25 protein-coding genes are annotated in these 24,802 nt (G+C 74.5%); 7 read left to right on the top strand and 18 right to left on the bottom strand.

All coding sequences use genetic code 11. The annotated features are described in order from the left end of the window. Nucleotides 1-43: 43 nt before the first annotated feature. Both hppD and K304_RS0108965 read left to right on the top strand, forming a co-directional pair. The gene (gene hppD / locus K304_RS0108970) at nucleotides 44-1,189 is read left to right on the top strand and encodes a 4-hydroxyphenylpyruvate dioxygenase (protein ID WP_027763471.1); all 1,146 of its coding nucleotides are present in this window, start codon (nucleotides 44-46) and stop codon (nucleotides 1,187-1,189) included. Nucleotides 1,190-1,345: 156 nt separating this feature from the next. Continuing rightward, nucleotides 1,346-2,713, top strand: a complete 1,368-nt coding sequence (locus K304_RS0108965; protein ID WP_027763470.1) for an FAD-binding oxidoreductase — start codon at nucleotides 1,346-1,348, stop codon at nucleotides 2,711-2,713. A 59-nt stretch (nucleotides 2,714-2,772) separates the two neighbouring features. Here the strand turns inward: K304_RS0108965 and K304_RS0108960 are convergent, their stop codons facing one another. From K304_RS0108960 to K304_RS0108915, 10 genes are all read right to left on the bottom strand, one after another. After that, nucleotides 2,773-3,579, bottom strand: coding sequence for a S16 family serine protease (locus K304_RS0108960; protein ID WP_027763469.1), 807 nt, complete (start codon nucleotides 3,577-3,579; stop codon nucleotides 2,773-2,775). An 88-nt stretch (nucleotides 3,580-3,667) separates the two neighbouring features. Then, nucleotides 3,668-4,312 (bottom strand): helix-turn-helix domain-containing protein, encoded by a 645-nt coding sequence (locus K304_RS0108955; RefSeq protein WP_027763468.1) that lies wholly within the window; start codon nucleotides 4,310-4,312, stop codon nucleotides 3,668-3,670. Nucleotides 4,313-4,663: 351 nt separating this feature from the next. Further along, nucleotides 4,664-6,454 (bottom strand): DEAD/DEAH box helicase, encoded by a 1,791-nt coding sequence (locus tag K304_RS0108950; RefSeq protein WP_027763467.1) that lies wholly within the window; start codon nucleotides 6,452-6,454, stop codon nucleotides 4,664-4,666. 197 nt (nucleotides 6,455-6,651) lie between these two features. Continuing rightward, entirely contained in the window at nucleotides 6,652-7,773 is a 1,122-nt protein-coding gene (locus K304_RS0108945; protein ID WP_027763466.1) for a putative sulfate exporter family transporter, read from the bottom strand. Continuing rightward, nucleotides 7,773-8,360 (bottom strand): cysteine dioxygenase, encoded by a 588-nt coding sequence (locus K304_RS0108940; RefSeq protein WP_037789706.1) that lies wholly within the window; start codon nucleotides 8,358-8,360, stop codon nucleotides 7,773-7,775. The genes K304_RS0108945 and K304_RS0108940 overlap by 1 nt, the downstream gene beginning before the upstream one ends. A 130-nt stretch (nucleotides 8,361-8,490) precedes the next feature. Beyond that, a complete protein-coding gene (locus tag K304_RS0108935; protein ID WP_027763464.1) occupies nucleotides 8,491-9,396 on the bottom strand; it encodes a LysR family transcriptional regulator in 906 nt (301 codons plus the stop codon). Nucleotides 9,397-9,452: 56 nt separating this feature from the next. Further along, nucleotides 9,453-9,839 carry a type II toxin-antitoxin system death-on-curing family toxin gene (locus K304_RS0108930; protein WP_027763463.1) on the bottom strand — a complete coding sequence of 129 codons (387 nt, stop codon included), beginning with the start codon at nucleotides 9,837-9,839 and terminating at the stop codon, nucleotides 9,453-9,455. A gap of 3 nt (nucleotides 9,840-9,842) precedes the next feature. Continuing rightward, nucleotides 9,843-10,046: an Arc family DNA-binding protein gene (locus K304_RS0108925; RefSeq protein WP_394813504.1), complete on the bottom strand. Its 204-nt coding sequence runs from the start codon at nucleotides 10,044-10,046 to the stop codon at nucleotides 9,843-9,845. Nucleotides 10,047-10,162: 116 nt separating this feature from the next. Next, nucleotides 10,163-10,471: a YrhK family protein gene (locus tag K304_RS0108920; RefSeq protein WP_027763461.1), complete on the bottom strand. Its 309-nt coding sequence runs from the start codon at nucleotides 10,469-10,471 to the stop codon at nucleotides 10,163-10,165. Between the two features lie 20 nt (nucleotides 10,472-10,491). Next, entirely contained in the window at nucleotides 10,492-10,887 is a 396-nt protein-coding gene (locus K304_RS0108915; RefSeq protein ID WP_027763460.1) for a DnaJ family domain-containing protein, read from the bottom strand. Between the two features lie 232 nt (nucleotides 10,888-11,119). Between K304_RS0108915 and K304_RS0108910 the strand changes: the two genes are divergently transcribed. Then, nucleotides 11,120-11,353, top strand: a complete 234-nt coding sequence (locus K304_RS0108910; RefSeq protein WP_027763459.1) for a hypothetical protein — start codon at nucleotides 11,120-11,122, stop codon at nucleotides 11,351-11,353. A 58-nt stretch (nucleotides 11,354-11,411) separates the two neighbouring features. Here K304_RS0108910 and K304_RS0108905 read toward each other — a convergent pair whose 3' ends face one another. The 4 genes from K304_RS0108905 to K304_RS0108890 form a co-directional block, all read right to left on the bottom strand. Next, the gene (locus K304_RS0108905; protein ID WP_027763458.1) at nucleotides 11,412-12,170 is read right to left on the bottom strand and encodes a hypothetical protein; all 759 of its coding nucleotides are present in this window, start codon (nucleotides 12,168-12,170) and stop codon (nucleotides 11,412-11,414) included. Between the two features lie 162 nt (nucleotides 12,171-12,332). Next, a complete protein-coding gene (locus K304_RS0108900; protein ID WP_051308179.1) occupies nucleotides 12,333-13,778 on the bottom strand; it encodes an FAD-binding oxidoreductase in 1,446 nt (481 codons plus the stop codon). A 293-nt stretch (nucleotides 13,779-14,071) separates the two neighbouring features. Next, nucleotides 14,072-14,608: an excalibur calcium-binding domain-containing protein gene (locus K304_RS0108895; protein ID WP_027763456.1), complete on the bottom strand. Its 537-nt coding sequence runs from the start codon at nucleotides 14,606-14,608 to the stop codon at nucleotides 14,072-14,074. 166 nt (nucleotides 14,609-14,774) lie between these two features. Continuing rightward, entirely contained in the window at nucleotides 14,775-15,122 is a 348-nt protein-coding gene (locus tag K304_RS0108890) for a VOC family protein (protein WP_027763455.1), read from the bottom strand. A 198-nt stretch (nucleotides 15,123-15,320) separates the two neighbouring features. On the opposite strand from K304_RS0108890, the gene K304_RS0108885 reads away from it, so the two are divergent. The 3 genes from K304_RS0108885 to K304_RS0108875 are packed head-to-tail and all read left to right on the top strand — an operon-like array spanning nucleotide 15,321 to nucleotide 16,449. After that, nucleotides 15,321-15,740, top strand: coding sequence for a phage holin family protein (locus K304_RS0108885; RefSeq protein WP_027763454.1), 420 nt, complete (start codon nucleotides 15,321-15,323; stop codon nucleotides 15,738-15,740). Further along, complete coding sequence (locus tag K304_RS0108880) at nucleotides 15,737-16,186, top strand: DUF3618 domain-containing protein (RefSeq protein WP_027763453.1); 450 nt, start codon at nucleotides 15,737-15,739, stop codon at nucleotides 16,184-16,186. Before K304_RS0108885 ends, K304_RS0108880 begins: the two co-directional genes overlap by 4 nt. Then, nucleotides 16,183-16,449 (top strand): DUF4235 domain-containing protein, encoded by a 267-nt coding sequence (locus K304_RS0108875; RefSeq protein ID WP_027763452.1) that lies wholly within the window; start codon nucleotides 16,183-16,185, stop codon nucleotides 16,447-16,449. Before K304_RS0108880 ends, K304_RS0108875 begins: the two co-directional genes overlap by 4 nt. A 168-nt stretch (nucleotides 16,450-16,617) precedes the next feature. Here K304_RS0108875 and K304_RS31660 read toward each other — a convergent pair whose 3' ends face one another. Next, the gene (locus K304_RS31660; RefSeq protein ID WP_027763451.1) at nucleotides 16,618-17,784 is read right to left on the bottom strand and encodes a helix-turn-helix domain-containing protein; all 1,167 of its coding nucleotides are present in this window, start codon (nucleotides 17,782-17,784) and stop codon (nucleotides 16,618-16,620) included. A 318-nt stretch (nucleotides 17,785-18,102) separates the two neighbouring features. Between K304_RS31660 and K304_RS28080 the strand changes: the two genes are divergently transcribed. After that, nucleotides 18,103-18,423: a hypothetical protein gene (locus tag K304_RS28080; protein WP_027763450.1), complete on the top strand. Its 321-nt coding sequence runs from the start codon at nucleotides 18,103-18,105 to the stop codon at nucleotides 18,421-18,423. Nucleotides 18,424-18,492: 69 nt separating this feature from the next. On the opposite strand, the gene K304_RS0108860 is transcribed toward K304_RS28080, so the two are convergent. From K304_RS0108860 to K304_RS0108850, 3 genes are all read right to left on the bottom strand, one after another. Further along, nucleotides 18,493-20,850: a molybdopterin cofactor-binding domain-containing protein gene (locus K304_RS0108860; protein WP_027763449.1), complete on the bottom strand. Its 2,358-nt coding sequence runs from the start codon at nucleotides 20,848-20,850 to the stop codon at nucleotides 18,493-18,495. Nucleotides 20,851-20,944: 94 nt separating this feature from the next. Continuing rightward, on the bottom strand, nucleotides 20,945-23,713 hold the full coding sequence (locus K304_RS33950) for a 2Fe-2S iron-sulfur cluster-binding protein (protein WP_051308160.1): 2,769 nt from the start codon (nucleotides 23,711-23,713) through the stop codon (nucleotides 20,945-20,947). Further along, nucleotides 23,710-24,654, bottom strand: coding sequence for an FAD binding domain-containing protein (locus K304_RS0108850; protein WP_027763448.1), 945 nt, complete (start codon nucleotides 24,652-24,654; stop codon nucleotides 23,710-23,712). Before K304_RS0108850 ends, K304_RS33950 begins: the two co-directional genes overlap by 4 nt. Nucleotides 24,655-24,802: the final 148 nt, after the last annotated feature.

The following is a 24,802-nucleotide window of genomic DNA, read 5'->3' as shown; positions in this document are numbered from 1 at the left end:
TGAACTATTGCGCACCTTGTGGATCAGCGGGACGCTTTCGCACATGACTGAGACCACGCATGCAACTCCGAGCACCGCCCGGCAGGCCGACCCCTTCCCGGTGAACGGCATGGACGCGGTCGTCTTCGCCGTCGGCAACGCCAAGCAGGCCGCCCACTTCTACTCCTCCGCCTTCGGTATGAAGCTCGTGGCGTACTCCGGGCCGGAGCACGGCAACCGCGAGACCGCCTCCTACGTGCTGGAGTCGGGCGGCGCCCGCTTCGTCCTGACCTCGGTCATCAAGCCGGCCACCGACCACGGCCGGTTCCTCGCCGAGCACGTCGCCGCGCACGGCGACGGCGTGATCGACCTGGCCATCGAGGTGCCGGACGCCCGCGCCGCCTACGCGTACGCGGTCGAGCACGGCGCCACCGGCCTGGAGGAGCCGTACGAGGTCAAGGACGAGAACGGGGTCGTGGTCCTCGCCGCCATCCGCACCTACGGCAAGACCCGGCACACCCTGGTCGAGCGCAAGGGCTACCAGGGCGTCTACCTGCCCGGTTTCGTCGAAGCCGCCCCGATCGTCGCCCCGCCGGCCAAGCGCACCTTCCAGGCCATCGACCACTGCGTGGGCAACGTCGAGCTCGGCCGGATGAACGAGTGGGTCGCGTTCTACAACAAGGTCATGGGCTTCACGAACATGAAGGAGTTCGTCGGCGACGACATCGCGACCGAGTACTCGGCGCTGATGTCCAAGGTGGTCGCGGACGGCACCAAGAAGGTGAAGTTCCCGATCAACGAGCCGGCGATCGCGAAGAAGAAGTCGCAGATCGACGAGTACCTGGAGTTCTACGGCGGCCCCGGCGTGCAGCACATCGCGCTGGCCACCAACGACATCGTCTCCACCGTGCGCACGATGCGCGCGGCCGGCGTCGAGTTCCTGAACGTGCCGGACTCGTACTACGACACCCTCGGCGAGTGGGTCGGCGACACCCGCGTGCCGATCGACGAGCTGCGCGAGCTGAAGATCCTCGCCGACCGCGACGAGGACGGCTACCTGCTCCAGATCTTCACCAAGCCGGTCCAGGACCGCCCGACCGTCTTCTTCGAGATGATCGAGCGCCACGGCTCCATGGGCTTCGGCAAGGGCAACTTCAAGGCGCTCTTCGAGGCCATCGAGCGCGAGCAGGAGAAGCGCGGGAACCTCTGAGCCGACGTGACCGCGGCCCGAGGGGGGAAGCGGAGACGACGGCGGGGCCCGGACCGTGGCGAACGGTCCGGGCCCCGCCGTCGTGCGGCCGCGGCGGTTCCGGCGGTCTCCGGCGGCGTCGTTGCCGCAACCGCACACGAGTGCGACGCTTCGGGTATGAGCGCCCTCAGCGAACGGCTCCGGGACGGCCTCCCCGCCGAAGCGGTGGTCACCGACCCCGACGTCGCCCGGTCCTACGCCCACGACATGGCGAGCTTCTGCGACGCGGGCGCCCCCGCCGTGGTCGTGCTGCCGCGTACGGTCGAGCACGTCCAGCACGTGATGCGCACGGCCACCGCGCTGCGGGTGCCGGTGGTGCCGCAGGGCGCCCGTACCGGCCTGTCCGGCGCGGCCAACGCCACCGAGGGCTGCATCGTGCTGTCGCTGACCCGCATGGACCGCATCCTGGAGATCGACCCGGTCGAGCGGATCGCCGTCGTCGAACCCGGCGTGGTGAACGCCGTGCTGTCCCGTGCGGTGGGCGAGCACGGCCTCTACTACCCGCCGGACCCCTCCAGTTGGGAACAGTGCACGATCGGCGGCAACATCGGCACCGGCTCCGGCGGCCTGTGCTGCGTGAAGTACGGCGTGACGGCGGAGTACGTGCTGGGGCTGGAGGTGGTGCTCGCCGACGGACGGCTGATGACCACCGGCCGTCGCACGGCCAAGGGCGTCGCCGGCTACGACCTGACCCGGCTGTTCGTGGGCTCCGAAGGCAGCCTCGGCATCGTCGTACGGGCCGTGCTGGCACTGCGCCCCCAGCCGCCCCGGCAGCTCGTGCTGGCCGCCGAGTTCCCCACCATGGCGGCGGCCGGAGACGCGGTCTGCCGGATCATGGAGCGCGGTCACGCGCCCTCGCTGCTGGAGATCATGGACCGCACCACGCTGCGCGCGGTCAACGCGATGGCCCAGATGGGCCTCCCGGAGTCCACCGAGGCGCTGCTGCTGGCCGGCTTCGACACCCCCGACCCATCCGCCGACCTGGCCGCCGTCGGCGAGGTCTGCACGGCCGCCGGCGCGACGGAGGTGGTGCCCGCCGACACCGTCGCCGAGTCCGAACTGCTCCTCCAGGCGCGGCGGCTCGCCCTGGTCGCGCTGGAGAAGATCACCGGCACCACGCTGATCGACGACGTGTGCGTGCCGCGCGCCCGGCTGGCCGAACTCCTGGACGGCGCGCAGAAGATCGGCGCCGAGTACGGCCTGACCGTGGGCTCGTGCGCGCACGCCGGGGACGGCAACGCGCACCCCCTGGTCTGCTTCGACCCCACCGACGAGGACGAGGCGCGGCGCGCCCGGGAGTCGTTCGACGACATCATGGCCCTGGGGCTGGAACTCGGCGGCACCATCACCGGCGAGCACGGCGTCGGCGTGCTGAAGAAGGACTGGCTCGCCCGCGAACTCGGCCCCGTCGGGCTGGAGATGCAGCGCGGCATCAAGCAGGTCTTCGACCCGCTGGACCTGCTCAACCCCGGCAAGCTGTTCTGAGCAGGTTCGCACCTTCGGCGGACCGCCGAGCGGAGCTGCCCGGTGAGGCGGCTACGCGGTCACGCGGGGCAGGTGGGCACGGACTCGCCGTCGGCGAGGGCCTCCAGCGCGTCGAGCGCGCCGTCGAGGTCGCCGACGGGGATCAGGCGCAGCCCTTCGGGCAGGTCGACGCGGGCGTCGTCGCACTCCGCCTCGGGGACCAGGAAGACCGTCGCGCCGTCCCGGGCGGCGGCCTGCGTCTTCAGCGGGACGCCCCCGACCGGGCCGACGTCGCCGTCGGCGTCGATGGTGCCGGTGCCCGCGATCGTGCGGCCGCCCGTCAGGCTGCCGCCGCGGCCGTCGCCGTCCAGCGTGGCGATCACCCCGAGAGTGAACAGCAGCCCGGCGCTCGGGCCGCCGACGTCCTCCAGCCGCAGGTCGACCTCGACTCCGTCCGGCGACCGGTTCAGCTCGTTCAGCGCGGCGGTGACGGCCTCGTTCTGCGACTGCTCCATCTGCGCGGAGGTGTGCTCGCGGATCTCCTCCGGGGTGTCGCCGACCGGATACACGGAGTCGCGCGGCATCACGGCGCGGTCGGTGGAGAACCAGCTGCGCACCACGTCCGGCAGACGCACGGTGGTGTCCGGCGAGGTGGCCGCGATCGTCGTCATCAGCAGCTTCCCCTCGGTGCGGCGCGGTTCCGCGCCGCCGACCGTGATCACCCGCTCGCCCTGGTACGACCCCAGCACGTTCGCCGTGATGCCGGGCTGGGCGACGGAGAACGGCAGCGGGGCGAAGGCCGTGACGGCGAGCAGCGCGGCGACGGGCACCGCGCTCAGCGCCAGGACCCGGCGCCGCGAGCGGAGGAGGTGGCTGAGGGAGGGCATGGGGTGAATCTAGTTCACCGCCCGGGCGATCGGCGCAGGGCGTCGTGCCGCCACGGGACGCACGGCCGGTCGCGGGACGCGCACGCGCTCAGCGCAGGGCGTCGGCGACCTCCTGGGCCGCGTGCACCACGCGGTCGCCGACCTGCGTCGGCACGGAGTCCGTCAGCATCACGACGCCCACGCTGCCCTCGATGCCGGTCACTCCCAGCATCGGCGCTGCGGCGCCGCTCGCGCCCGCCTCCAGTTCGCCGTGGGTGAGGATGTAGCCGGGGCCCAGTTCGCCGTCCGGGCCGCGCCCGGCCAGGATGGCCCGCCCCGCCGCCCCGCGGTCCAGGGAGTGGCGGAAGCCGGGCCGGTAGGCGACGTGGTAGTCCGTCCAGCTGGGCTCGACGACGGCGACGGCGAGCGCGTCGTTGCCGTCGACGAGGGTGAGATGCGCGGTGGCGCCCACGTCCTCGGCGAGGGAGCGCAGCGCGGGCAGTGCGGCCTCGCGCACCAGCGGGTGCACCTGGCGGCCCAGCCGCAGCACCCCCAGGCCCACGCGGGCCCGCCCGCCGAGGTCGCGCCGCACCAGGGCGTGCTGCTCGAGGGTGGCCAGGAGTCGGTAGACGACGGTCCGGTTGACGCCGAGCTTGTTGGACAGCTCGGTCACGGTGAGGCCGTGGTCGGTGTCGGCGAGGAGCTTCAGCACTCTGAGCCCTCTGTCGAGCGTCTGCGAGGTCTCCGCGGTCACGACGCCCCCTTCTGATGTTCTCTGGCGCGGCAGCCGCACGCGGGGAGGGGCGGGTCACCGGCGTCCGTCGGCGGCTTCGCTCGTCCACGCAGAGTGCTGCCGGCGGCAGTGGCACTGGTCAGCACGCACTTCGGCACCGGCTGCGCTCCGAGGCGATGCTGCCACGGGGCGTGTGCGTGAGCGGAAACCTAGCTCCGGATACCCGCTGACCGGAAGAGTCCGTCCAGAATCCGGGCACAGGTCGTCCGTTTTGCACCTTTTACACCGGGCGCGCGGGCTCTGTCGGCGCGCCCGCACGGTCCCGTCGCCGCGGGGGACGGACAGGGACGGGGAGGAGTGCGACGCCGCGCGTCAGCGCATGCGGGTGGCCCACTCGCGCACCTTCGCGATGCGCTGCTGCAGCTGGTTCGCCGTGGACTCCGCCGCCGGCGGTCCTCCGCAGGAACGCCGCAGCTCGGTGTGGATGACGCCGTGCGGTTTCCCGCTCTGGTGGGAGTACGCGCCGACCAGCGAGTTGAGTTCGCGCCGCAGCTCCATCATCTCCCGGTGGCTGACGACGGGCCGCCGGTCCGCGGGCAGTTCGAGGAGGTCCGCCTCCTCGTCCGGCTTCTTCCGGCTGTGCGAGATCTGCCGCGCCTGCCTCTTCTGGAGCAGCATCTGCACCTGGTCCGGTTCCAGGAGGCCCGGGATGCCCAGGTAGTCCTGCTCCTCCTCGCTGCCCGGATGCGCCTGCATCCCGAACTCGGCGCCGTCGTACATCACGCGGTCGAAGACGGCGTCCGACTCCAGTGCCTCGAAGGGGAGTTGGTCCTGGTCGCCGGTGTCCTCGTCCTGCTGCCGCTCGGCCTCCTGAAGGAGGTCCGCCTCCTCGGCGTACGGGTCGGCGTCGTCGCCGTCCTTCTTCGGCTTGTCCAGGACGTGGTCGCGTTCGACCTCCATCTCGTGGGCGAACGTCATGAGCATCGGAATCGTCGGCAGGAAGACGGACGCGGTCTCGCCCCGCCTCCTCGACCGCACGAAACGGCCCACGGCCTGGGCGAAGAACAGCGGAGTGGAGATCGTCGTGGCGTAGACCCCGACCGCGAGCCGCGGCACGTCGACGCCCTCGGACACCATGCGGACGGCGACCATCCAGCGGTCCTCGCTGCCGCGGAAGTCCTCGATGCGCTGCGACGCGCCCGCATCGTCGGAGAGCACGACGGTGGCGCCGTGCCCGGTGATCTCGCGGAGCAGCTTCGCGTACGCGCGGGCGGAGTCCTGGTCGGCCGCGATGACCAGGCCGCCGGCGTCGGGGATCGCCTTGCGGACCTCGGTGAGCCGCTGGTCGGCGGCGCGGAGCACGGCGGGCATCCACTCTCCGCGCGGGTCCAGCGCCGTACGCCAGGCCTGCGAGATCGCGTCCTTGGTCATGGGTTCGCCGAGCCGCGCCGCGACCTCGTCGCCCGCCTTGGTGCGCCAGCGCATGTTGCCGCTGTAGGAGAGGAAGATGACGGGCCGGACCACGCCGTCGCCCAGCGCACTGCCGTAGCCGTAGGTGTAGTCCGCGACCGAGCGGCGGATGCCGTCGTTCCCCTCCGCGTAGCCGACGAACGGAATCGGGTTGGTGTCGGAGCGGAAGGGCGTGCCGGTGAGCGCCAGTCGGCGGGTCGCGGGCTCGAACGCCTCCAGGCAGGCTTCGCCCCAGGAGCGGCTGTCGCCGGCGTGGTGGATCTCGTCGAGGATGACGAGGGTCTTGCGCTGTTCGACGCGGTTGCGGTGCAGCATGGGCCGGACACCGACGCCCGCGTACGTGAGGGCGATGCCGTCGTACTCCTTGCCGAGCGGACCGGCGCTGTACTCGGGGTCGAGCTTGATGCCTATGCGCGCGGCCGCGTCCGCCCACTGCTTCTTCAGGTGCTCGGTGGGCGCGACGACGACCACCTGCTGCACCACGTGGTGATGCAGCAGCCACGACGCGAGGGTGAGCGCGAAGGTGGTCTTCCCGGCGCCGGGAGTGGCGACCGCGAGGAAGTCCCGGGGCTGGGCCTGCAAGTACGCGTCCATGGCCCCCTGCTGCCAGGCGCGCAGCTTGTTGGCCGTGCCCCAGGGGGCGCGGCCGGGGAAGGCCGGGGACAGGTGGTGGCTGGAGGTGGTGGTAGACACGGTCCTCGTCGCGGGTCGCGGTCGCGGGCTGGTCGTCGTCCGGCGCACTCTCGCGCGCTGCCGGAGCAACCGCGTCAGCGTACCGGCGACGCGACGGCGGTATGTCGCGGACACCGGCGGGTCCCCCTCTGGTGGGATCCAGGTCACACCGCCGGACGGCCGCCCTGCCGGGTGGGAGCCCACCACCGCACGCCCGCCTAGGTGGTGAGCAGCACCCCACCGTAGGAGGCCGCACCGATCACGAGCCAGGCGCCGAGACCGAGCGCCGCGACGCGGGGGCCGGTGCGGGCCAGCGTGGGCAGGTGCACGGCGCTGCCGAGGCCGAACAGGGCTGCGGCGAGCAGTACCTCCTTCGCCAGATCCGCCGCGTGCAGGACGGTGCCGGGCACCAGCCCGGTGGTGCGGAGAGCGACCATGGCGAGGAAGCCGAGGACGAACAGCGGGACCATCGGCGGTCGTTCGCCCCGGGCCCGGCGGGCGGTCCGGGGCCTCCGGGCCTCCCCCGCGCGACGGGCGTCCCGGGCCCCGCGGGCGCCCCGCAGAGCGCCGAGCGCCACCAGGGCGACCAGCGGTGCCAGCAGGGCCACGCGCAGCAGCTTGACCAGCACCGCCTCCTCCAGCGCCGCCGGTCCGGCGGTCTGCGCGGTGGCGACGACCTGGCCCACGTCGTGCACCCCGGCGCCGACCCAACGGCCGAACTGGACGGCGTCCAGCCCCAACGGGCCCTGCAACAGCGGCAGGACGCCGATCGCCAGCGTCCCGCACAGCGTGACCAGGGCGACCGACGTGGCGACGTCCCGTTCCTCGCTCCGGCGCACCTCGCCGACGGCGCCGATCGCGGACGCCCCGCAGATGGAATAGCCGGTGGCGATCAGCAGGGGCTGGTCACCGGGCAGACCGAGACGGCGGCCGAGCCAGACCGTGCCGCAGAAGGTGGCGGCGACGACGGCGACCACCATGGCGACGGTGTCCCCGCCGAGTCCGAGCACGTCGCCGAGCCCAAGCCGGAGACCGAGCAGCACGACGCCGATCCGCATCAGCCGCTTGCCGGCCAGTGTCAGGCCGGGGCGGCAGGCCCCGCCGACGAACGGGCGCACACCGGGCAGGTGCGCGGCGAGGACGCCGAGCACGATGGCGGCGCTGAGCACCGGTACCGCCGGCACCAGCAGGTGGACGCCCCAGGCGGCCCCGACCCCGGCGGCGGCGAGGGCGAGTCCGGGCAGCGGCCCGGCCCCTCCCCCGCTGCCCTCGCCACGCGCCGGGTGGTCCTCGGCGACGGCCTCCTGCCGCGCCCCGAGTCGTGCCCCGAGCAGGGCCATCAGCGGTCGGCCGGCACGTCGTAGACGCGGCGGACGCTGGTGCCCAGACGGGAGATGTCGGCGCCGTAGACGTGCAGGGATACCGCGGTGTCGTCGCAGCCGTTCCACACCCGGTGGATGTCGCCGGGCGGCGCGAACCCGCAGACCGCGCCCCGGGGGTTGACCACGTCCTCGGTGGCGACCAGGCGGGCCGGCTCCCCCGGCCCGCCTGCGGGCACCAGCCGGTAGCGGCGCTCGTGCTCCTCGCCCTCGTGGACGCCGGTCACGCACCACGAGACGTGGTCGTGCACGGCGGTCCGCTGGCCGGGCAGCCACACCAGGCCGACGACGGAGAAGCTGCCGTCCGGCTCGGCGTGCAGCAGGTGCTGCCGGTAGTGGTCCGGGTCGCCCTCCCGCTGCTCCGGGGTGAGCAGGTCGGGGGCGCCCAGGTGCGGGGCGACCTTCTCGCCGACCAGGTACGCCGTGACGTCCGGGGGGAGTCCCCGGCCCACGGCCGCGCGCACGTCCGCCACGAGGGCGGCCATGCGCTCCGTCGTTCTGCGTGTCGTGGTGCTGCGCGCATCGGCGCGGATGTCCGTCGGGGCCATGCTCAGCAGCGTGGCGCCGCCGCCCGGACCGCGTCCAACGACGATTGCTTGGGCCTCCGCGAAGCCCGCGTTATGGGCGGGCGCACACGGCGGGGCAGGACCGTGCGGGACCGGGACGGGCCGGCGCCCGTCAGCACCCGACGCGGTCGGCGGCGACGGCCTTCAGCTCGTCCAGCACCATCGCGGTGGCCGGGATGCTCAGGTGCTCCCGCAGCACGTACGCGGAGACCTGCCGCCGCGAGGCCGGGTCCAGCGCGCGGCCGGCGACCCGGTCGTGCACCAGGAAGGACAGCACCAGCCCGGGCATCATCGCGATGCCGAGCCCCTTGGCGACGAGGGACTGCACCACGAGGATGTCGTCGGTGGTGAAGACGATGTCCGGCGCGAAGCCCAGCTCGGCGCACTCGTGCAGGAAGTTGGTGCGGCAGCGCAGGCAGCCGGCGATCCACCGCTCCTCCGCGAGGTCCTCCAGCTTCACCGCGCGCCGCTGCGCCATGGCGTGCCCGGCGGGCATCACCACGGTGAGCTGGTCCTCCAGCAGCGGGATCTCCACCAGTTCGTCGGGGACCTGTTCGCGCAGGCCGGGGTAGGTGAAGGCCAGGGTGATGTCCGCCTCGCCGCGCACCACGCGCTCCAGCGACTCCGGCGGCTCGCTCTCCTGGAGCTCCACGCGCACGCCGGGGCTGTCCGTCGCCAGCCGGGCGAGCGCCTCCGGCACCAGGGTGGCGCCCGCGCTGGGGAACGAGCACACCCGCACCCGCCCGGAGTGCAGCCGGGTCAGCGCGGTCATCTGCTCCTGCGCGACGGACAGGTTCTCCAGGATGATCCCGGCGTGCCGGGCCAGCGCCTCCCCCGCCTCGGTGAGCCGCATCCGCCGGCCGACCCGTACGAACAGCGGCGTGCCGACGGAACGTTCCAGCGCCTTCATCTGCTGGGTGATCGCGGGCTGCGTGTACCCGAGGGCCCGCGCGGCCGCCGAGTACGACCCGGCCCGCACGACCTCGTCGAAGGTCCTCAGCAACCGCGAATCGAACACGCTTCACACATAAGCAGATTTTTGAGCTCTTCGCTCAAGCCGAGTCTCCGGTTCGGTCACGGCTGCCCTGCGTGCAGCGCACGCAACCGCTCGGCGATGAGCGCGACGTCCTCCACTTTGCCTGCCGCGATGTCGATCACCAGAGCGTAGGCCTCGTCCTGGTCGACAGCGACCATGTCGAAGCCGTGGAGGTCGAGAAAGACCACTGCGCACATCCACCCCGTGCGCTTGTTGCCGTCCACCAAAGGGTGGTTGGCCACGATGGACTGCAGGAGCGACGCCGCCTTCTCGAACAGCTCCGGGTACGCCTCCACTCCGAACACCTGGGACTGGGGTCGATGCAGCGCCGAGCCGAGAAGTCCGAGGTCGCGAACCGCGACCTCCTGTTCACCACAGGCAAGCTGTGCGAGATCCAGGGCCTCCTGGACCGTGATGTACTTCACGCGCTACTCCCCCAGGCGCCGCAGAAGGTCGGCTTGAGCAGACGCGTACTTCGCACCGAGCTTCCGCACCGTCTCCCGGTCCGCCCCGTCGGCGAGATAGCGCTCTATCGCCCTGACGGCCACCGCATGCATGCTGCGGCCCTCCGCCTCCGCCCGCTCTTTGAGTTCCGCCTGCAGCTCGTCCGGAAGTCGCAAGTTCATCGCCATACCAGAACGGTACCATTCATGACCCCACGGTGACACCACGTGTGGCCGGAGGTGGCGGCTGACGGAGCGCAGGGACGGCGCGAGGGACACGGAGAGCGCCGGTCGCGGCACGCCCGTCAGTAGTCCTGGGCGGACTCCGGCCCCACCGACACGGGCTGCGCCCGCCGGCCCCGCACACGCTGCAGGTGGAGCTGGCGGGTGAGCCGGATACCGGGCCGGACGAGCAGCTGGAGGCTGCCCAGCAGGAAGCACCAGGTGCCCAGGACGGCCCAGGACGCGTAGAAGAACATCACGCTGCCCGCCACGAACCACAGCGCGATGCACACGTCGTTGAGGATGCTCGCGGTCTCGTAGCGACGGCGCACGACGAGCTCGTCGTGGCCGATGCGGATGGTCAGGGGCGACGGCCTGCGCTGGTCACTCATGCCGTCACCGTAGAGGGCCGTCAGCCGCCGGCCCGCCATTCCCGGACGGCGTCGTCGACGTCGTACTGCGCGAGGCTGACGGTGGGGCCGGTCACACCGTCCAGCACGGCCCGTCGGAGGCGGTCGTTGAGCGCCGCGACACGCCGCCGCACCTCGTCCTCGGTACGGGCGCGCAGCGCAGCCGCGTACTCCTCGTCGGCCTCCTTGCGCAGCACCAGCGACGGCGGCAGGTACGAGACGCCCTCGCGGCGCATCTTCTCCTTCACCCACCACATCTCGTCGTACGGCGCGCCCTCCCCGCTCAGCGGCTTCCCCGCACCGGGCAGGTCCGCGAAGGCGCCGCGCTCGGCGGCCTCGCGGATCTGCCGGTCCACCCAGGACTCGAAGGGAAGCCCCGGTGGCTTGCGCTCCGTCATGTCCGTCACTCCCGTCCGCCCGCGCCGCCGGCCGCCGTCGTCAGGGGCCACGCGCTCCCAGCGTGGCACAGATCCGCGCGGGGACGGCGCGCAGCGCCGTTTCCGCCGAACCGGCGGGGGCACCCGCCGCAGAGGTGATTTCGCCGCGGCCGCCCGGCCGTGTGCGTTGCACGGCGGGGACGGCGTGCGTTGTGCTGCCGTGGCGAACCCCGAAACCGAAGGAGTGAGACCCATGGCCATGTGCGAGGTCTGCGGCAACGACTACGCGATGTCCTTCGAGGTGCGTGCCGCCGGCGAGGTGCACGTCTTCGACTGCTTCGAGTGCGCCGCCCACAAGATGGCCCCGATCTGCGAGCACTGCGAGTGCCGCATCCTCGGCCACGGTCTGGAGAGCGACGGCCACTTCTTCTGCTGCGCCCACTGTGCACGGATGAAGGGTCACGCGGAGCTGGTGGACCACGCCTGACGGACGGCCCCGGTCGGCCCCGGTCGGCCCCGGACGACGCGGGCCGCAGTGAGCCGCGTCAGCCGTCCGTGGGCGGCTTCGTGGCCGCCTCCAGGACGGCGGCCTGGAATTCGGTCATCCTGATCCGCCGGTCCTCGGGCGGCAGGGTGACCGGGTACCGCTCCCCGTATCCGTCGTAGGTCATGGTCGTCTCCATGCCCTCCAGCTCGGCGTTCCACTTCAGCAGGCGGGGCTCGCCGGACCGGGCGAGGTGGTAGACGTCGGCGCCTCCCGGGCTCTGCACCGCGAGCGCCCTGGACTTCCGCCCGTCGACCGTCGCGTCCCGGCCCGGGGCGCGTTCGGCGGACTCGGGCACCGCGAAGTAGGCGTCGCAGCTCTTGCCCTGCACGGTGACGTAGGACCCGGCGAGGCCCTCCGGGAGGCTGACCTGCTGCCCCCGCTGCCCCAGGGTCTCCACCAGCAGGGGGGCGCTGATGTAGCTCGTCCCGTCCCGGCAGTACATGTCGGTCTCTTCGCCGTCGTCCGCGCGCACGGTCATGTGGAAGCCCTGTTCCGGGTCCCAGGTGATCTCCTGCTCGGCGCCGCCGAAGGCGCTGTTGGTGCCGGACGCGGTGAAGGAGGTGCCGGCCATCGTCGCGTTCGTCTTCTTCACCAGGGCCACGGTCTTCTCGTCCGGACCGCTCTTCTCCAGGGGCTGCGGCCGCGGGTCGTCGCCGCAGGCCGCGAGCCCGGCCGCGAGGACCAGCGCGACGGCGGCAGCCCGCGCTCCGCGCGCCGCCTGGGTGTGGCGACCCGTACGCCGTGTGCGCACCCGCATCCGTACTCCCCGTCCTCGGCGTCCGTACGGCCGGCATGGGGCCGCTCGGTCCGGCCACCGTAACGGCTGGAGGCGGCCCGCGGTCGCCAGGGGGCGGGATTCACAGGGTCTCCCCCGCCCGGGCGCCCCCTGCTCACGCGGGCGGGCGAAGGGCCCGGGCGGTCAGGCCGCCAGGCGCTGCGGGGCGGGGAGGATGTTCTGGTTGGCGTGGAAGAGGTTGTACGGGTCGTAGGCGTGCTTGATCTCCGCGAGCCGGTCGTAGTGGTCCCGGTACGTGGCACGCACCCGGTCCGCCCGCTCGTCGGCACCGGCGAAGTTCACGTAGCCGCCGCCCATCGAGTACGGCTGCATCTCCTCCCAGTAGTCCAGGCACCAGCGCGTCACGACACCGGCGTTGGCCGGGTCCGGGTCGACACCGCCGAAGATCCCGGACCAGATCGCGTGGCGGTAGCTCCACGGCGTCTCGTCCGCGCCCACCCGGCCGGCGGCGCCGTCGACGGGGTAGAGGTGCATCGTGCACAGGTCGGTGGGCAGCGCCTCGCCGTACCGGCGGTGCACCTCGGCGGCGGCGTCCGGGATGCCGTCGAAGAAGGAGCCGCGCCAGTACCACTGCATGCCGGGCGGGATCACCGCGTCGAAGCTCGACTGGAGCACGGGGTAGGGCATGGGTGTGGTGAAGTGGAACGCGGGCGGCCCGGCCTCGTTCACGACGCTGAACGTCTCCTCCAGGCGGTCGAGTTCGCCCGTCCAGCACCAGATGATCCCGCACATCTTCTGCCCGTGGATCTCGGGCGGGAAGGGCGGGGCGGGCGGAACGGACAGCACCGCGAGGAAGCCGTACACGTCGTCGGGCGCCTGCGGCAGGTACTCGCGGTACCACTTCACGACCTCGACGGTGCGTTCCACCGGCCACATGGTGAGCGCGACGCCGACCACGTCCACGGGGTGCAGGCGGTAGGTGAACGCGGTGGCGACCCCGAAGTTCCCACCGCCGCCCCGCACCGCCCAGAAGAGGTCCGGGTGCTCGGTCTCACTCGCCGTGACGAAGCTCCCGTCGGCCAGCACCATGTCGACGGCCAGCAGGTTGTCGACGGTCAGCCCGTACTTGCGGGTCAGGTAGCCGTGGCCGCCGCCGAGCGTCAGGCCGCCGACGCCGGTGGTCGACACGATGCCCGCGGGCGTCGCCAGGCCGAACGCGCCGGCCGCGTGGTCGAGGTCGCCGATCAGGCTGCCGCCGCCGACACGGGCGGTCCGCGCCGCGGGGTCGACGTGCACCCAGCGCATCGGCGACAGGTCGAGGGTCACACCCCCGTCGACCAGGCAGAGGCCGGGGCCGCTGTGGCCGCCGCCCTTCACCGCGAGTTCCAGGCCGTCGTCGCGTACACGGTTCACGGCCGCGATCACGTCGCCGGCGTCGGCGCAGCCGACCAGGGCCGCGGGGCGCCGGTCGATCATCGCGTTGTAGATCCGCCGCGCCCCGTCGTAGCCGGGGTCCTCGGGGCCGGTGACCGGTCCGCGCAGCGCAGCGCGCAGATCTTCCAGCAAGGCGGGGTCCGGGGTGGGGAGAGAGGGGGTGGGGGTGGGGGTGGGGGTGGCGCGGGTGCTCATGATCGTTCCCTTGTCGGACGGGGCGTCGTCCCACCGGGTCGGATCGAGGCGGTCGGGCGGGGCCGCGCCCCGCACATGTGTGCTGCGTGTCCGTGCTCGCGTCGCACGTGCGGCACCGGCCGCCCCCCTCGTCGTGCGCCCCGTCGCACCGCGCCGGGCCGGCTCCGCAACGCGCCGGCACTTCCAGGGTCTCCCCGCCCGGAGGCGGCCGCAATGTCGCCGCGTTCCGGCGGACCGCCCGCGCGAGCGAGGGCAGCCCGCCGCCGGGGCGGCGAGGTGCAGCCGCGCGCCGGTCAGCCCCGTCCGCGACGTCGGGCGAGGGCGAGCACGCCGCCGGCCACCGCGGCGGCCGTGAGGCCGAGACCGAGCGGGAGCACGGCGCCCGCGCCGCCGCCCTCCGCGTCCGCGGTACCGCCCACCCCGGCGGGCGGCGCGCCGCTGGGGCGCACCGTCGAGGGCGGTGACGCGGTGGGCGTGCGGGTGGGCGCTGTCGGGGGCGTCATGGTGGGCGTGGTGGTGGGTGTGGCGGTGGTCGGGGCCGGGGCGCCCGGTGTCGAGGCCGGCGGGTTCGGCAGGGCCGAGGCACTGGGGCCCGTACTCGCCGCCACCGGTGTGCCGGGCAGCGACTCGCAGGCGATGCCGTCCTCGTCGGTGTCCAGGCGGAAGAAGTCGAGGGGGTCCCCGTCCAGCACCTGCTGGGCCTCCAGCTGGGTCTCGAAGTCCGAGCAGTCCTTGTCCTGCCCGCCGGGCTGGGCGTGCGCGGCGCCGACCGCCGGCAGCAGGGCGGTGCAGGCCAGGGCCGCGGCGGCGGCTGCGGTGCGGAGGTGCATGGGTCGGCCTCCTGACGTTCACGGTGTCGCGTCGTTCGAACGTAGGCGCGGTCGCACCCGCACGGTCAGCCCGACACCCCCGTTCGGGTGACCCCGCCCCGTCACCTCCCGGGCACGGCGGCGGGCCGCCACCGTGCCCGGCCGGGGGAAGGTCGACCCGGAGGGGTCAGCGGTGGGAGAGGACGTTGATCACACGGCCGTCGGGGTCCCGGACGAAGAAGCGCCGCACGCCCCACTCCTCGTCCTGCAACGGATGCACGATCTCGGCGCCGCGTTCCCGCAGGAGGGCGTGGACCGCGTCCACGTCGTCCACCTCCACGCTCATGTGCGGCGTGACGGGCGCGGTCCTGTCGGCGGTCATCACACTGACCTGTGCCGCGGGGGTGGACGGCGAGGCGAGCGTCGTGATCCAGCCGAGGTTCATGACCTCCTCCATGCCGAGGATCGTGTAGAACGCGCTGTTCTCCTCCGTCGCGTCGGACTGGAGGACGGGCATGACGCGGCGAACGGCCATCGGTGAACTCCCGTGAGAAGAGGTGGGGTCGGACTCCACAGGAGTACTACGGGACACCCGGCCCCCGCACGCACCCCGGAGGTGCAGGGGCCGACGGCGGCGATGTGTTCGGTTCAGCGGACCGGGTACGCGGGGCAGCGAGGCGGCATTGACGGTGCACGCCGTCGCCGTCGTGACGACAGGAGAGAGGCAACGGGCATGAACGGAACGCCGGATGCTCCAGCGACCGGGCGTCAGGACGCCCCCGTCGGAGACCTGGTGAAGCAGGCCTCCGAGGAGATCTCCCATCTGGTGCGGACCGAACTCCGTCTCGCGCAGGCGGAGATGAAGCAGAAGGGTAAACGTTTCGGCATCGGTGGCGGCCTGTTCGGCGGCGCCGGACTGGTCGCCGTGCTGGCCCTCCAGGCGGCGGTCGCGACCGCGGTCGTCGCCCTCGCCCTGGTCTGGCCGCTGTGGCTGTCCGCACTCGTCGTGACGGTCGCGCTGTTCGCGCTGGCCGGGGTGCTCACGGCGGTGGGCAGGGACAAGGTCCGGCAGGCGGCGCCGCCGGTGCCCAAGGAGGCCATCGACAACGTGAAGACGGACGTCAGCCACATCAAGGAGAGCGCACAGCGATGACCGAACCAGCCCCCAGCAGCGAGGAGACACCCGAGAAGCTGCGCGAAGAGGCGGAGGAGACCCGCGAGAAGCTCGGCGAGACGGTACAAGCGCTGGCCGACAAGTCGGACCTCAAGGTCCACGCGCAGCAGACCGCGGCGGAGGTGAGGCAACAGGTGCAGGAGAAGACCGCGCAGGTGCAGGAGAAGGGTGCACGCCTGCTCCAGACGGCACGGGACAGGACGCCGGAGCCCGTGCGCGACAGGGCTGCGCAGGCGGCGGAGCGGGTGACCGGCACGGCGCAGACGCTGGCCGCCAAGGCACAGGCGAACACCCCGGCTCCGGTGCAGGACAAGGCCGCGCAGGCGGCGGAGGCCACACGCGGCAAGCGGGGGCTGCTGGCCGGCGGCCTCGCCGCGCTCGCCGTCGTGTTCGTCGCGCGGCGGAGGAAGAAGTCCCGCCGGTGAACGCGGCCCGGATCGCGTACAAGCCCGTGGGCATGGTGCTGGGCGCGACCGGCGGCATGCTCGCGGGCGCGCTGTTCAAGAGGGTGTGGAAGGCCGCCGGGAACGCCGACGACGCGCCGAACGCCACGGACCGCGACCGCGGCTGGACGGAGGTCCTGGTCGCCGCGACGCTGCAGGGCGCGATCTTCGCCGCGGTCAAGGCCGCCGTCGACCGCGGGGGTGCCACGGCCGTGCACCGGCTGACGGGCACCTGGCCCGACTGACACCGGCCGGCGCCGGACCCCCACTCCCCCCACGCCTCGGGGCCGGACTCGCGCGAGGAGTCCGGCCCCGAGGCGTGCGCCGACGGGTTCGCGGTCAGGCGGTGAGCCGGCGAGGTGGCGAGCCGGCGAAATCGCGACGTGACGCCTCCGGAGTGCGCGCCCGGGCCGTCACTCGGGGAGCGCGTCCAGCCGCGCGGCGCAGACCGCCGCCCGGAGGACCTGGATGCCGTGCGGCGTCGCAGGATCGAGACCGGTCAGCTCCTTGATCCGGCCCAGCCGGTAGGCGAGCGACCGCCGGTGCAGGTGCAGCGCCGCGGCCGTACGCTGCCGGTCCAGCCCGCAGGCAAGCAGGGACTCGAGCGTGCGCCGCAGGTCCGGGCCGCGGTCGAGCGGCTCCAGCAGACGGGTCAGGCGCAGGCGTACGTCCGGCTGCCGCGCCACCGCGAGTTCCACGAGGAGGTCGTCCTCGCGGTACGGGCAGTCCCGCGCGTCCGGCAGCGCCGTCACCAGCCGCAGCGTGCGCCGTGCCTCCCGCAGGGCGGCGGGCACTTCGGCGGGCGAGGCCCCGAACGCCTCCGCGGCGTGCAGTCTGCTCCGCCAGGCCCCGGCGAGATCCACGGCCAGTTCCCGCGCCACCTCCCGGGCCCGCTGCACGGTGCTCTCCACCGCCACCGTCGCCAGGAGTTCGCCGGTGGCCGGACCACCGCGCCACAGCAGCCCGGAGCGTTCGCCGAGCAGGCGTTCCACCGCGGCGGTGGTCCCCGCCGCCACGGCCGCGCCCCGCTCCCTCGGGCGGAACACCACCACCAGGTGTCCGGCGTCGGACTCCGGGCCGGGTGCGCGCCCGGCGAGCAGCGCGTCGAGCAGCAGCGCCCGCGCCGCCGTGGCGTTGCCCCGGCAACGGTGCACGTCCAGGTAGGACTCGGTCACCGCGTCGAGCACGCGCGGCAGTTCCCGTACGCCCCAGGCCGTGAACGCCACGGGCTGCACCGACTCGCCGGGTTCGGCCACGGCGAGGCACGCCCGGAGTCCCGCGGTGTGCGCCACCTCGAAGCCGGCCCGGAAGTCGGCGAAGGGAAAGGAATGGAGGGCCCGGGAGCGCGCGAGCTCGCGGTAGACGGCGAGGTCGTCGCGGTGCAGCGGCTCGCCTCCCGGCGCTCGGCTCAGGACCGGACGCCACGTCTCGTGCACCTCGTGCAGCAGGGTCATCCGTGCGGTGGACGGCTGTGCGCCGTAGGCCCGCACATGGCGCACCAGCGCGTCGCGGATCGCGAGCGCGGTGGCGTCACGTCGTGCGCTCACACGCTCGAAGAAGCCCTGCCGCATGCTGCCCATCGTCTCTCCGGAGTCCCTGTCGCCCGCCGCGACGGCGACCGAAGCGCGGGCAGGCAGCCCAACACGGCCCGGCCGCCGCGGCAATGGTGGTTGCCCGCGACACGGGTGTCCCGCGCCCCGCGGGGGACGGCGTCCGCCCCTGCCGCCGGCGGTCCCGGCCATGCGCCGGACGGGAGGATTCCGCCCCCGGGTTCACCCACGCGGGAGAGGTTCGGGGCCTCTCCCGCCCTCCGGCGCGCTCACCTGTTGAGACGCCGCAGGCCCTCTGCTCGGATGTGCTGCCGGCGGCGAAGGACGCCGCCGTGAAAGGAACCCTCGATGAGAAAGCTGCGCACGACGCTGACCACGGCGGCCGTGACCCTGATGGCCGCCGGCGGTCTGAGCCTCGGCACCGCCGCCCCCGCGCACGCCGCCTGGCAGTGCTCGGTGCCGCCGGGCATGACGTACACGTGGAAGACGTGGGACGCCGGCTGCGGCGTGCCCAACGGCATGAGCTACAACGTCGTGGCCCCCTCGGAAGGGCTGTGGGCCTGCCTGGTTCCGGTGGGCTGGAACTGGACGGACTCCCGGTCGAGTTCGCTGTGCAGCGCCAACGGCGGCTTCCCCACCACGGAGTACCGGCTGACCCGCGCCGGCTGACGCCGACCGCTCCCGCCGGGGCGACGGGCCGGGAGGCCCGGCGCCCCGGCGCGTGCCGGCGTCCTCGCGTCAGGTCTCGGTGACGGCGGCCTGCGGCCGGATGGGCAGGCGGTTGACCGGACGGCCGGTGGCGGCCCGTACGGCGGAGGCGACCGCCGCCGGGGAGGCCACGACCGGCACCGCCGAGACCGCCTTGGCGCCGAACGGCGCCACCACGTCACGCTCCTCGACGAGTTTCACGATCCGGATCTCCGGTGCGTCGAGCGAGGTGGGCAGCGCGTAGGCGGTCAGGTCGGGGTGGCGTACGACGCCTTTCGCGACGCGCAGGTGCTCGGTGAGTGCGGCCCCGATGCCCTGGGTGACGCCGGCCTCGATGCGGGCCCGCAGCTGCTGGGGGTTGAGGACCCGGCCGACGTCCTGCGCGACCGCCATCTCCACGACGCGGATCGAGCCGAGTTCCACGTCCACGTCGACCACGGCGCGCACCGCGGCGAAGGCGAGACCGACGAACGCGTCGCCCTGCCCGGAGTCGTCGAGCGGCTCGGTGGGGTGCGGGCGGCACTGCGCGGTCGCCCAGAGCTCCTTGCCCTGCAGCTCCTCCGCGACCGTGGTGGACAGCACCCCGTCGTACGAGGTGATCTTCCCGTCGGCGACGGTCAGCAACTCCGTGGACATGCCGAACTTGGCCGCGAGCGGCTGGAGGAGCTGGGTGCGGACCATCTTCGCGGCGCGTTCCACCGCGCCGCCGGAGACCCAGGTGTGGCGGCTGCGTGCACCGGCACCGGCCGGGGGCTGGTCGGTGTCCACGGAGGCGACGTGCACCTCCTCGATGCCGAGGGTCTCCTGCACGATCTGCCGGGCGAGGGTGGAGAAGCCCTGACCGGTCTCGACGGCCGCGCACAGCACGGTCGCCACGGTGCCCTCGACCTTCACCGTCGCCGTGCTGACCTCGTCCGTGCCCTCGGCCCCGAGCATGTGCACCATGCCCAGCCCGTAGCCCACGCCGCGCCGCACGGCACCCGGTTCGCCGGCGCCCTCGGGGCCGCCGGGCAGCAGCCACTCCGAGGCGGGGCTGTCCTTGGGCAGCGCCGGCAGCGGCGCGTCCCGTACGGCGGTGAGGAGTTCGGCGACGGGCGCGGGACAGGTGACGGTCTGGCCGGTGGGCAGCAGGTCGCCGGTGGCGAGCGCGTTGCGCAGCCGCAGTTCGGCGGGGTCGACGCCGAGCCGGGCGGCGAGCTTGTCCATCTGGCCCTCGTACGCGGCGCAGACCTGCATGGCCCCCTCGCCGCGCAGGTGCCCGGAGGGCGGGTTGTTGGTGCGCACGGCCCAGCCGTCGACGACGGCGTGCGGGACGACGTACGGGCCGGCGGCGAAGGACACGGCGGCGGCCAGCGCGTCGGAGGAGGTGTCGGCGTAGGCCCCGGCGTCGAGCAGGATCTGCGCCTCGACCTTGAGGAGCCTGCCGTCGGCGTTCGCGTGATGCCGGTAGCGCAGCAGCGTGGGGTGGCGGTGGGCGTGGCCGAGGAAGGACTCCTCGCGGGTGGCGGCGATCTTCACCGGGCAGCCGGTGCGCAGCGCGAGCAGGCCCAGCGGCACCTGCATGCCGGTGTCCTCGCGGTCGCCGAGCGCGCCGGGCACGCCGGTGACGACGACCTTGACCTGCTCCGGCGGCAGGCCGAAGCAGGCGGCGGCCTGGTCGCGGTCGGAGTGCGGGTCGGTGGAGGCGGTGTAGATCTCCACGCCGCCGTCCGGGCGCGGCACGGCGAGGCCCGCCTCGGCGCCGATGGGCGCCGGGTCCTGGCGGCCGATGCGGTACAGGCCCTCGACGACGACCTCGCCGGTGACGTCCGGGTCGCCGTAGCGCAGCGGGATGTGGCGGATCAGGTTGCCGTCCGGGTGCAGCGGCTCGGCCTCGAAGGACTGCTCCGGGTCGGTGACCGGGTCGAGCACCTCGTACTCGACGGCGATGGCGGCCGCGGCGAGCCGGGCGGTGTCGGGGTGGTCGGCGGCGACGGCGGCGACGGGTTCGCCGTGGTGGCGGACCACGTCGCGGGCGAACGCGGGCCGGTCGGCGACACGCCGGCCGTAGGCCGGGTCGCCGGGCACGTCCTCGTGGGTGACGACGGCGCGGACGCCGGGCAGGGCGGCGGCCCGCGAGGTGTCGATGCCCGTGATGCGCGCGTGCGGGTGCGGGGCGCGCAGGATCGCCGCCCACAGCAGACCCTCGGCCCAGAGGTCGGCGGCGTACGGAAAGCTGCCCTCGGCCTTGGCTGCCGCGTCGACGGAGGGCAGGGAGGCGCCGATGCCGAGCGAGGGCTCGGGCGGGGCGGCCGGACCGCCCGGTCCGACGGGCGTGCCCGGTCCGACGGGCGTGCCGTGGGAGGGGGTGCCCGGCACCACGCCCGGGCCGTCGGCCGTGCTGGTCATGCCGTCGCCTTTCGCGTGCGCGGGCGCGCGGTGCCGCGCGCGGTTTCGCGGGGTGCCCGGGAGCGGGAACGGGGGCGGCGGACCGGCGGACGTGTCACGCGTCGCCTCCTTCGGGCTGCCCCTCGCGGGCGGCGGCACGGTCGGCACGGTCGGAGACGACCGTGTCGACCGCGTCCAGGACGCCGCGGTAGCCGGAGCAGCGGCAGAGGTTGCCGCAGATCGCCTGCCGGGTCTCCAGCTCGGTCGGCGCGTGGTTGCCCTCGAGCAGGTCGTGGACGGCCATGGCCAGGCCGGGCACGCAGAAGCCGCACTGGACGGCGCCGCAGGCGGTGAGCGCGCGCTGCACGTCGGACGGCTCACCGTCCTCGGCCAGGCCCTCGACGGTACGGACCTCGCTGCCCGCCGCGGTGGCCGCGGGCACCAGGCAGGAGGCGACCAGCCGGCCGTCCACCTGTACCGAGCAGGCGCCGCACTCGCCCTGCGAGCAGCCGTCCTTGGCGCCGGCGAGGCCGAGGCGTTCCCGGAGCACGTAGAGCAGCGACTCGCCGATCCACGCCTCGCTGACCGGCCGGTCCACGCCGTTCACCCGCAGCACGTACGCGACATGGGGGTGGTCGCTGTGCGCGAGCCCGGCGAGGGCCGGGTCGGGCTGGTCGGCGGGAGCGGGACCGGCGGGGTCCGGCGTACCGGGCGGGACCGGGTCCGCGGCTTCGGGGGGACCCGCGGCCTCGGCGGGCTCGACGGGCTCCGCGGCCTCGACGGGGTCCGCTGCCGCTGCGGCGCGGGCGGCGGGCGTGGTGACGTACTCGCCGGAGTCGTCCGGGCCCGGCCCCGAGCCGTGGTGCGGCCAGCCGTCGGCCCTCGCGGGTGCCCCGGACGCCTCAGCGGCCCCGTCGGCCTCGGACGTGGCGGGCTCCGTCTGCGAAGCGGCCGCCGGCGGCTCGGTGTGCACGGTCGCGGCCGGTGCGGCCGGTGCGGGCGGAGTGGGCACGCCGGCGCCCGGAGTGGACTCCACGAACGGGATCTTGCTGACCGATACGGCCCCCGCTCCGGCGGCGGCGGACGGGGCTGCCGGGGACGGCGCGGGCGAGGAGTGCTCCGGTGCGGCCGCAGGCTCGTCCGTCCCGGCGGCCTCGGCGCCCCCGGCCGGCTCCGCGTGCTCGCCGGCCGCGTGGTGCCCCGGCGCTTCCGGAATCCCCGGCACGGCCGAGGATTCCTCCGCCGGGGGAGCGTCCGGAACCGGCCCCGGCCACCCGGCCTCCTGCGCGGGACCGGGGAAGGGCACGGCACCGGCGGACAGGAGGGGGTCGTCGCCGGTCGCGGGGAGAGAGCCGGGCTCGGGCCAGGTGGGCGTCCGAGGTCCGGTCGCCGGCCCTCCGGCGGCCGGGGCGGGCGCAGGTGCGGGCGGTCCCGCGTCGTCCGGGCCCCCGGGACGGGCTGCGCCGACGTCGTTCCCGGACGCGGCGCCCCGAGCGCCGGAGGGCGTGGAGTCGGCGTACGGGATCGCGCTGGACGGCGAGACGGTCGGCAGACTCTCCGGGTCGAACGCGCCGCCCTGGTGGGGCACCTGTCCGGCGCCGTGCCCGTCCGGTCCCGCACCGGGATGCGTACCGGGGTGCGCACCGGGATGCGGCCCGGCGGCATGCGCCGGGTCCGGCCGCGGGCCGCCCGGATGCGGCACATCCGGCTGCGGCACGCCCCCGGGTTCCGGCCAGTGCACGGCGGGCGGGGCGTCCGCTCCGGGCGTACCGGCGAACGGCACCTGGCGGCGTGCGAGGGCGTCGGCGAGCTGCGTCTCCTGCCCCGCGGCGCCCACGCCGTGCCCCGGGGCCTCGGCCGTGGCGGGACCGGCGTGCGGCCACTCCGCCGGCCCGTGCGGGGACTCGACCGCGCCGGGGGCCTGCCGGGCGTGGGGCACGGCGGTGGTGTCGGGCCCGTGAGGGCCGTAGGGGTCGGAGCCGTCGCCGGGTGCGGGCTCGTCGGGTCGGCCGGCGCCGCCGCCCGATCCGAGCGGGCGGCGCTGGGTGCGCGCCTCGTGCGAGCCGGCGAGGGCGGCCGCGGCGCCCTGGCCCATCGCGGCGGCCATTCCGCCGGTCTGGGGGTGGGCGTCGGCGTCGTCCGCCGCGCTGCCGGCGCCGAAGGTGGCGTCGTGGGCCGTGCCGGGGTGCTGCTCCGGCTCGGGGTGACCGCCGTGCGGCGCGGGATCGGAGGCCACGGCGAACGGCATGGTCCACTGCCCGGCCGCCGAGGGGTCGGTGCTCGCGGCCGGAGTCATCGGCGAGCCGCCGAGGTGACCCCCTCCGCCGTGCACCGGCTCGCCACCGGGGCCCGTGGCCGTGGGCGCGGCGTGCCCGTCCGTCCCGTCGTACCCGCTGCCGGAGTAACCGGCTCCGGAGGAGTGGCCGGTGCCCGCGTACCCGGTGCCGGAGTGGGCGCCGGCCGCGCCGGGCTCGAAGTCGCCGAGTGCGGGCGGGGTGTAGCCCTGGCCGGTGCCGGGGGCTGCCAGCGGGTCGGCGCCGGGCAGGCTGCTGCCGGGGCCGGGGAGCTGCACGAACGCCGTGGCGTCCGCGTCGTACTCGCCGCCCCAACTCCCCGGCGCGGGCGCCGGGTGGCCGGCGTGCGGCGCGGCGTCGTGCCCGCCGTAGTGCGCCCCGCCCGCGTCGTAGGGGGTGCCGTAGTCGCCGTAGCCGACGGCGTCCGGGGGGTATCCGGCGGCCGTGTGGCCGTAGCCGCCGTGCCCGTCGCCGTACCCCTCGTGCGTGCCCGCGCCTCCGTTGCGGCCCTCGGGGCCGTACGGATCCTGCGGGCCGTACGGATCCTGCGGGCCGTACGGGTCCTGCGGGTCGTGCGGCTCGTGGGTCATGCCAGCGCCCTCCCGAGTCCTCGGCGGGCCAGCGCCGCCACGGTGCGCCGCAGGTGCAGGGCGGCGGCCGGAAGTACGGGGGTCTCCCCGCCGCCCTCCGGAGGCGACGGGTCGGGGATGCACGCCATGGCGACGTACTCCCCGAACGCGTGCAGCGCCTCCGGGGCCAGGCCCCGGTCGCCGTCCCAGTCGATGAGCGAGGCGACCCAGCGTTCGGCCTCCAGCGGCCGCAGCGGCATCGGGGCGACGGCACCGACGGCGCAGCGCACCCCACGCCGCGCCGGGTCGAGCACGACCGAGGCGGAGGCCAGGGCACGGCCGGGGCCGGTGCGGCCGGTGGCCTTGAGGAAGGTCTGGGGGGCGTGCAGCAGGGGCACCCGGACATAGCCGACGATCTCGCCGGGGCGGAGCATCTCCCTGCCGGAGAGCAGGTGGCCGACGGGGATCTCCCGCCGCGCGACGCCCCCGCCCGGTCCGCCGGACGGCCCGGCGACCAGCACCGCCGCCTCCAGGGCGGCGAGCACGGGCAGGGTGTCGCCGGTGGGGGCGGCGCTGACGATGTTGCCGCCGAGCGTGCCGACGTTGCGGATCTGCGGCGGACCGGCCGCGCGCGCGGCGGCGGCGAGCGCGGGGATGAGCGCGGCGAAGTCGGGGCGGCCCATGCGGGCGAGGGTGAGTCCGGCTCCCAGGAGGGCGTGGCCGTCCTGGTACTCCCAGCCGCGGATCTCGCTGATCCGCGCCAGGCCGACGAGGGCGGCGGGGCGCAGCCGGCCGGAGTTCACGGCGGCCATCAGATCGGTGCCGCCGGCGACGGGCACGGCCGCGGGCATGGCGGTGAGCGCGGCGACCGCTTCGTCGAGCGTGGCCGGCAGGGTGACCGGCGCGCCCGGCTGCGCAGCGGACTGCGCCGCCTGTGGTGCATGCGGTGCGTGCGTGCTCAATCCAGCTGCCCCTTCCCCGGCCGTCCCGGCTGCCCTGCCGTACGGTACGTGCTCACAGCCCGGACGTGGCAACTCTGGCACATCTCACTCGACTGCCGACGCGAGGGTCCGCTAGGGGAGAGCTGTGCAGATACCTTCCCCCAAGACC

This window comes from Streptomyces sp. CNS606 (assembly GCF_000426325.1).
This window is presented reverse-complemented; position numbering and strand designations above follow the sequence as displayed.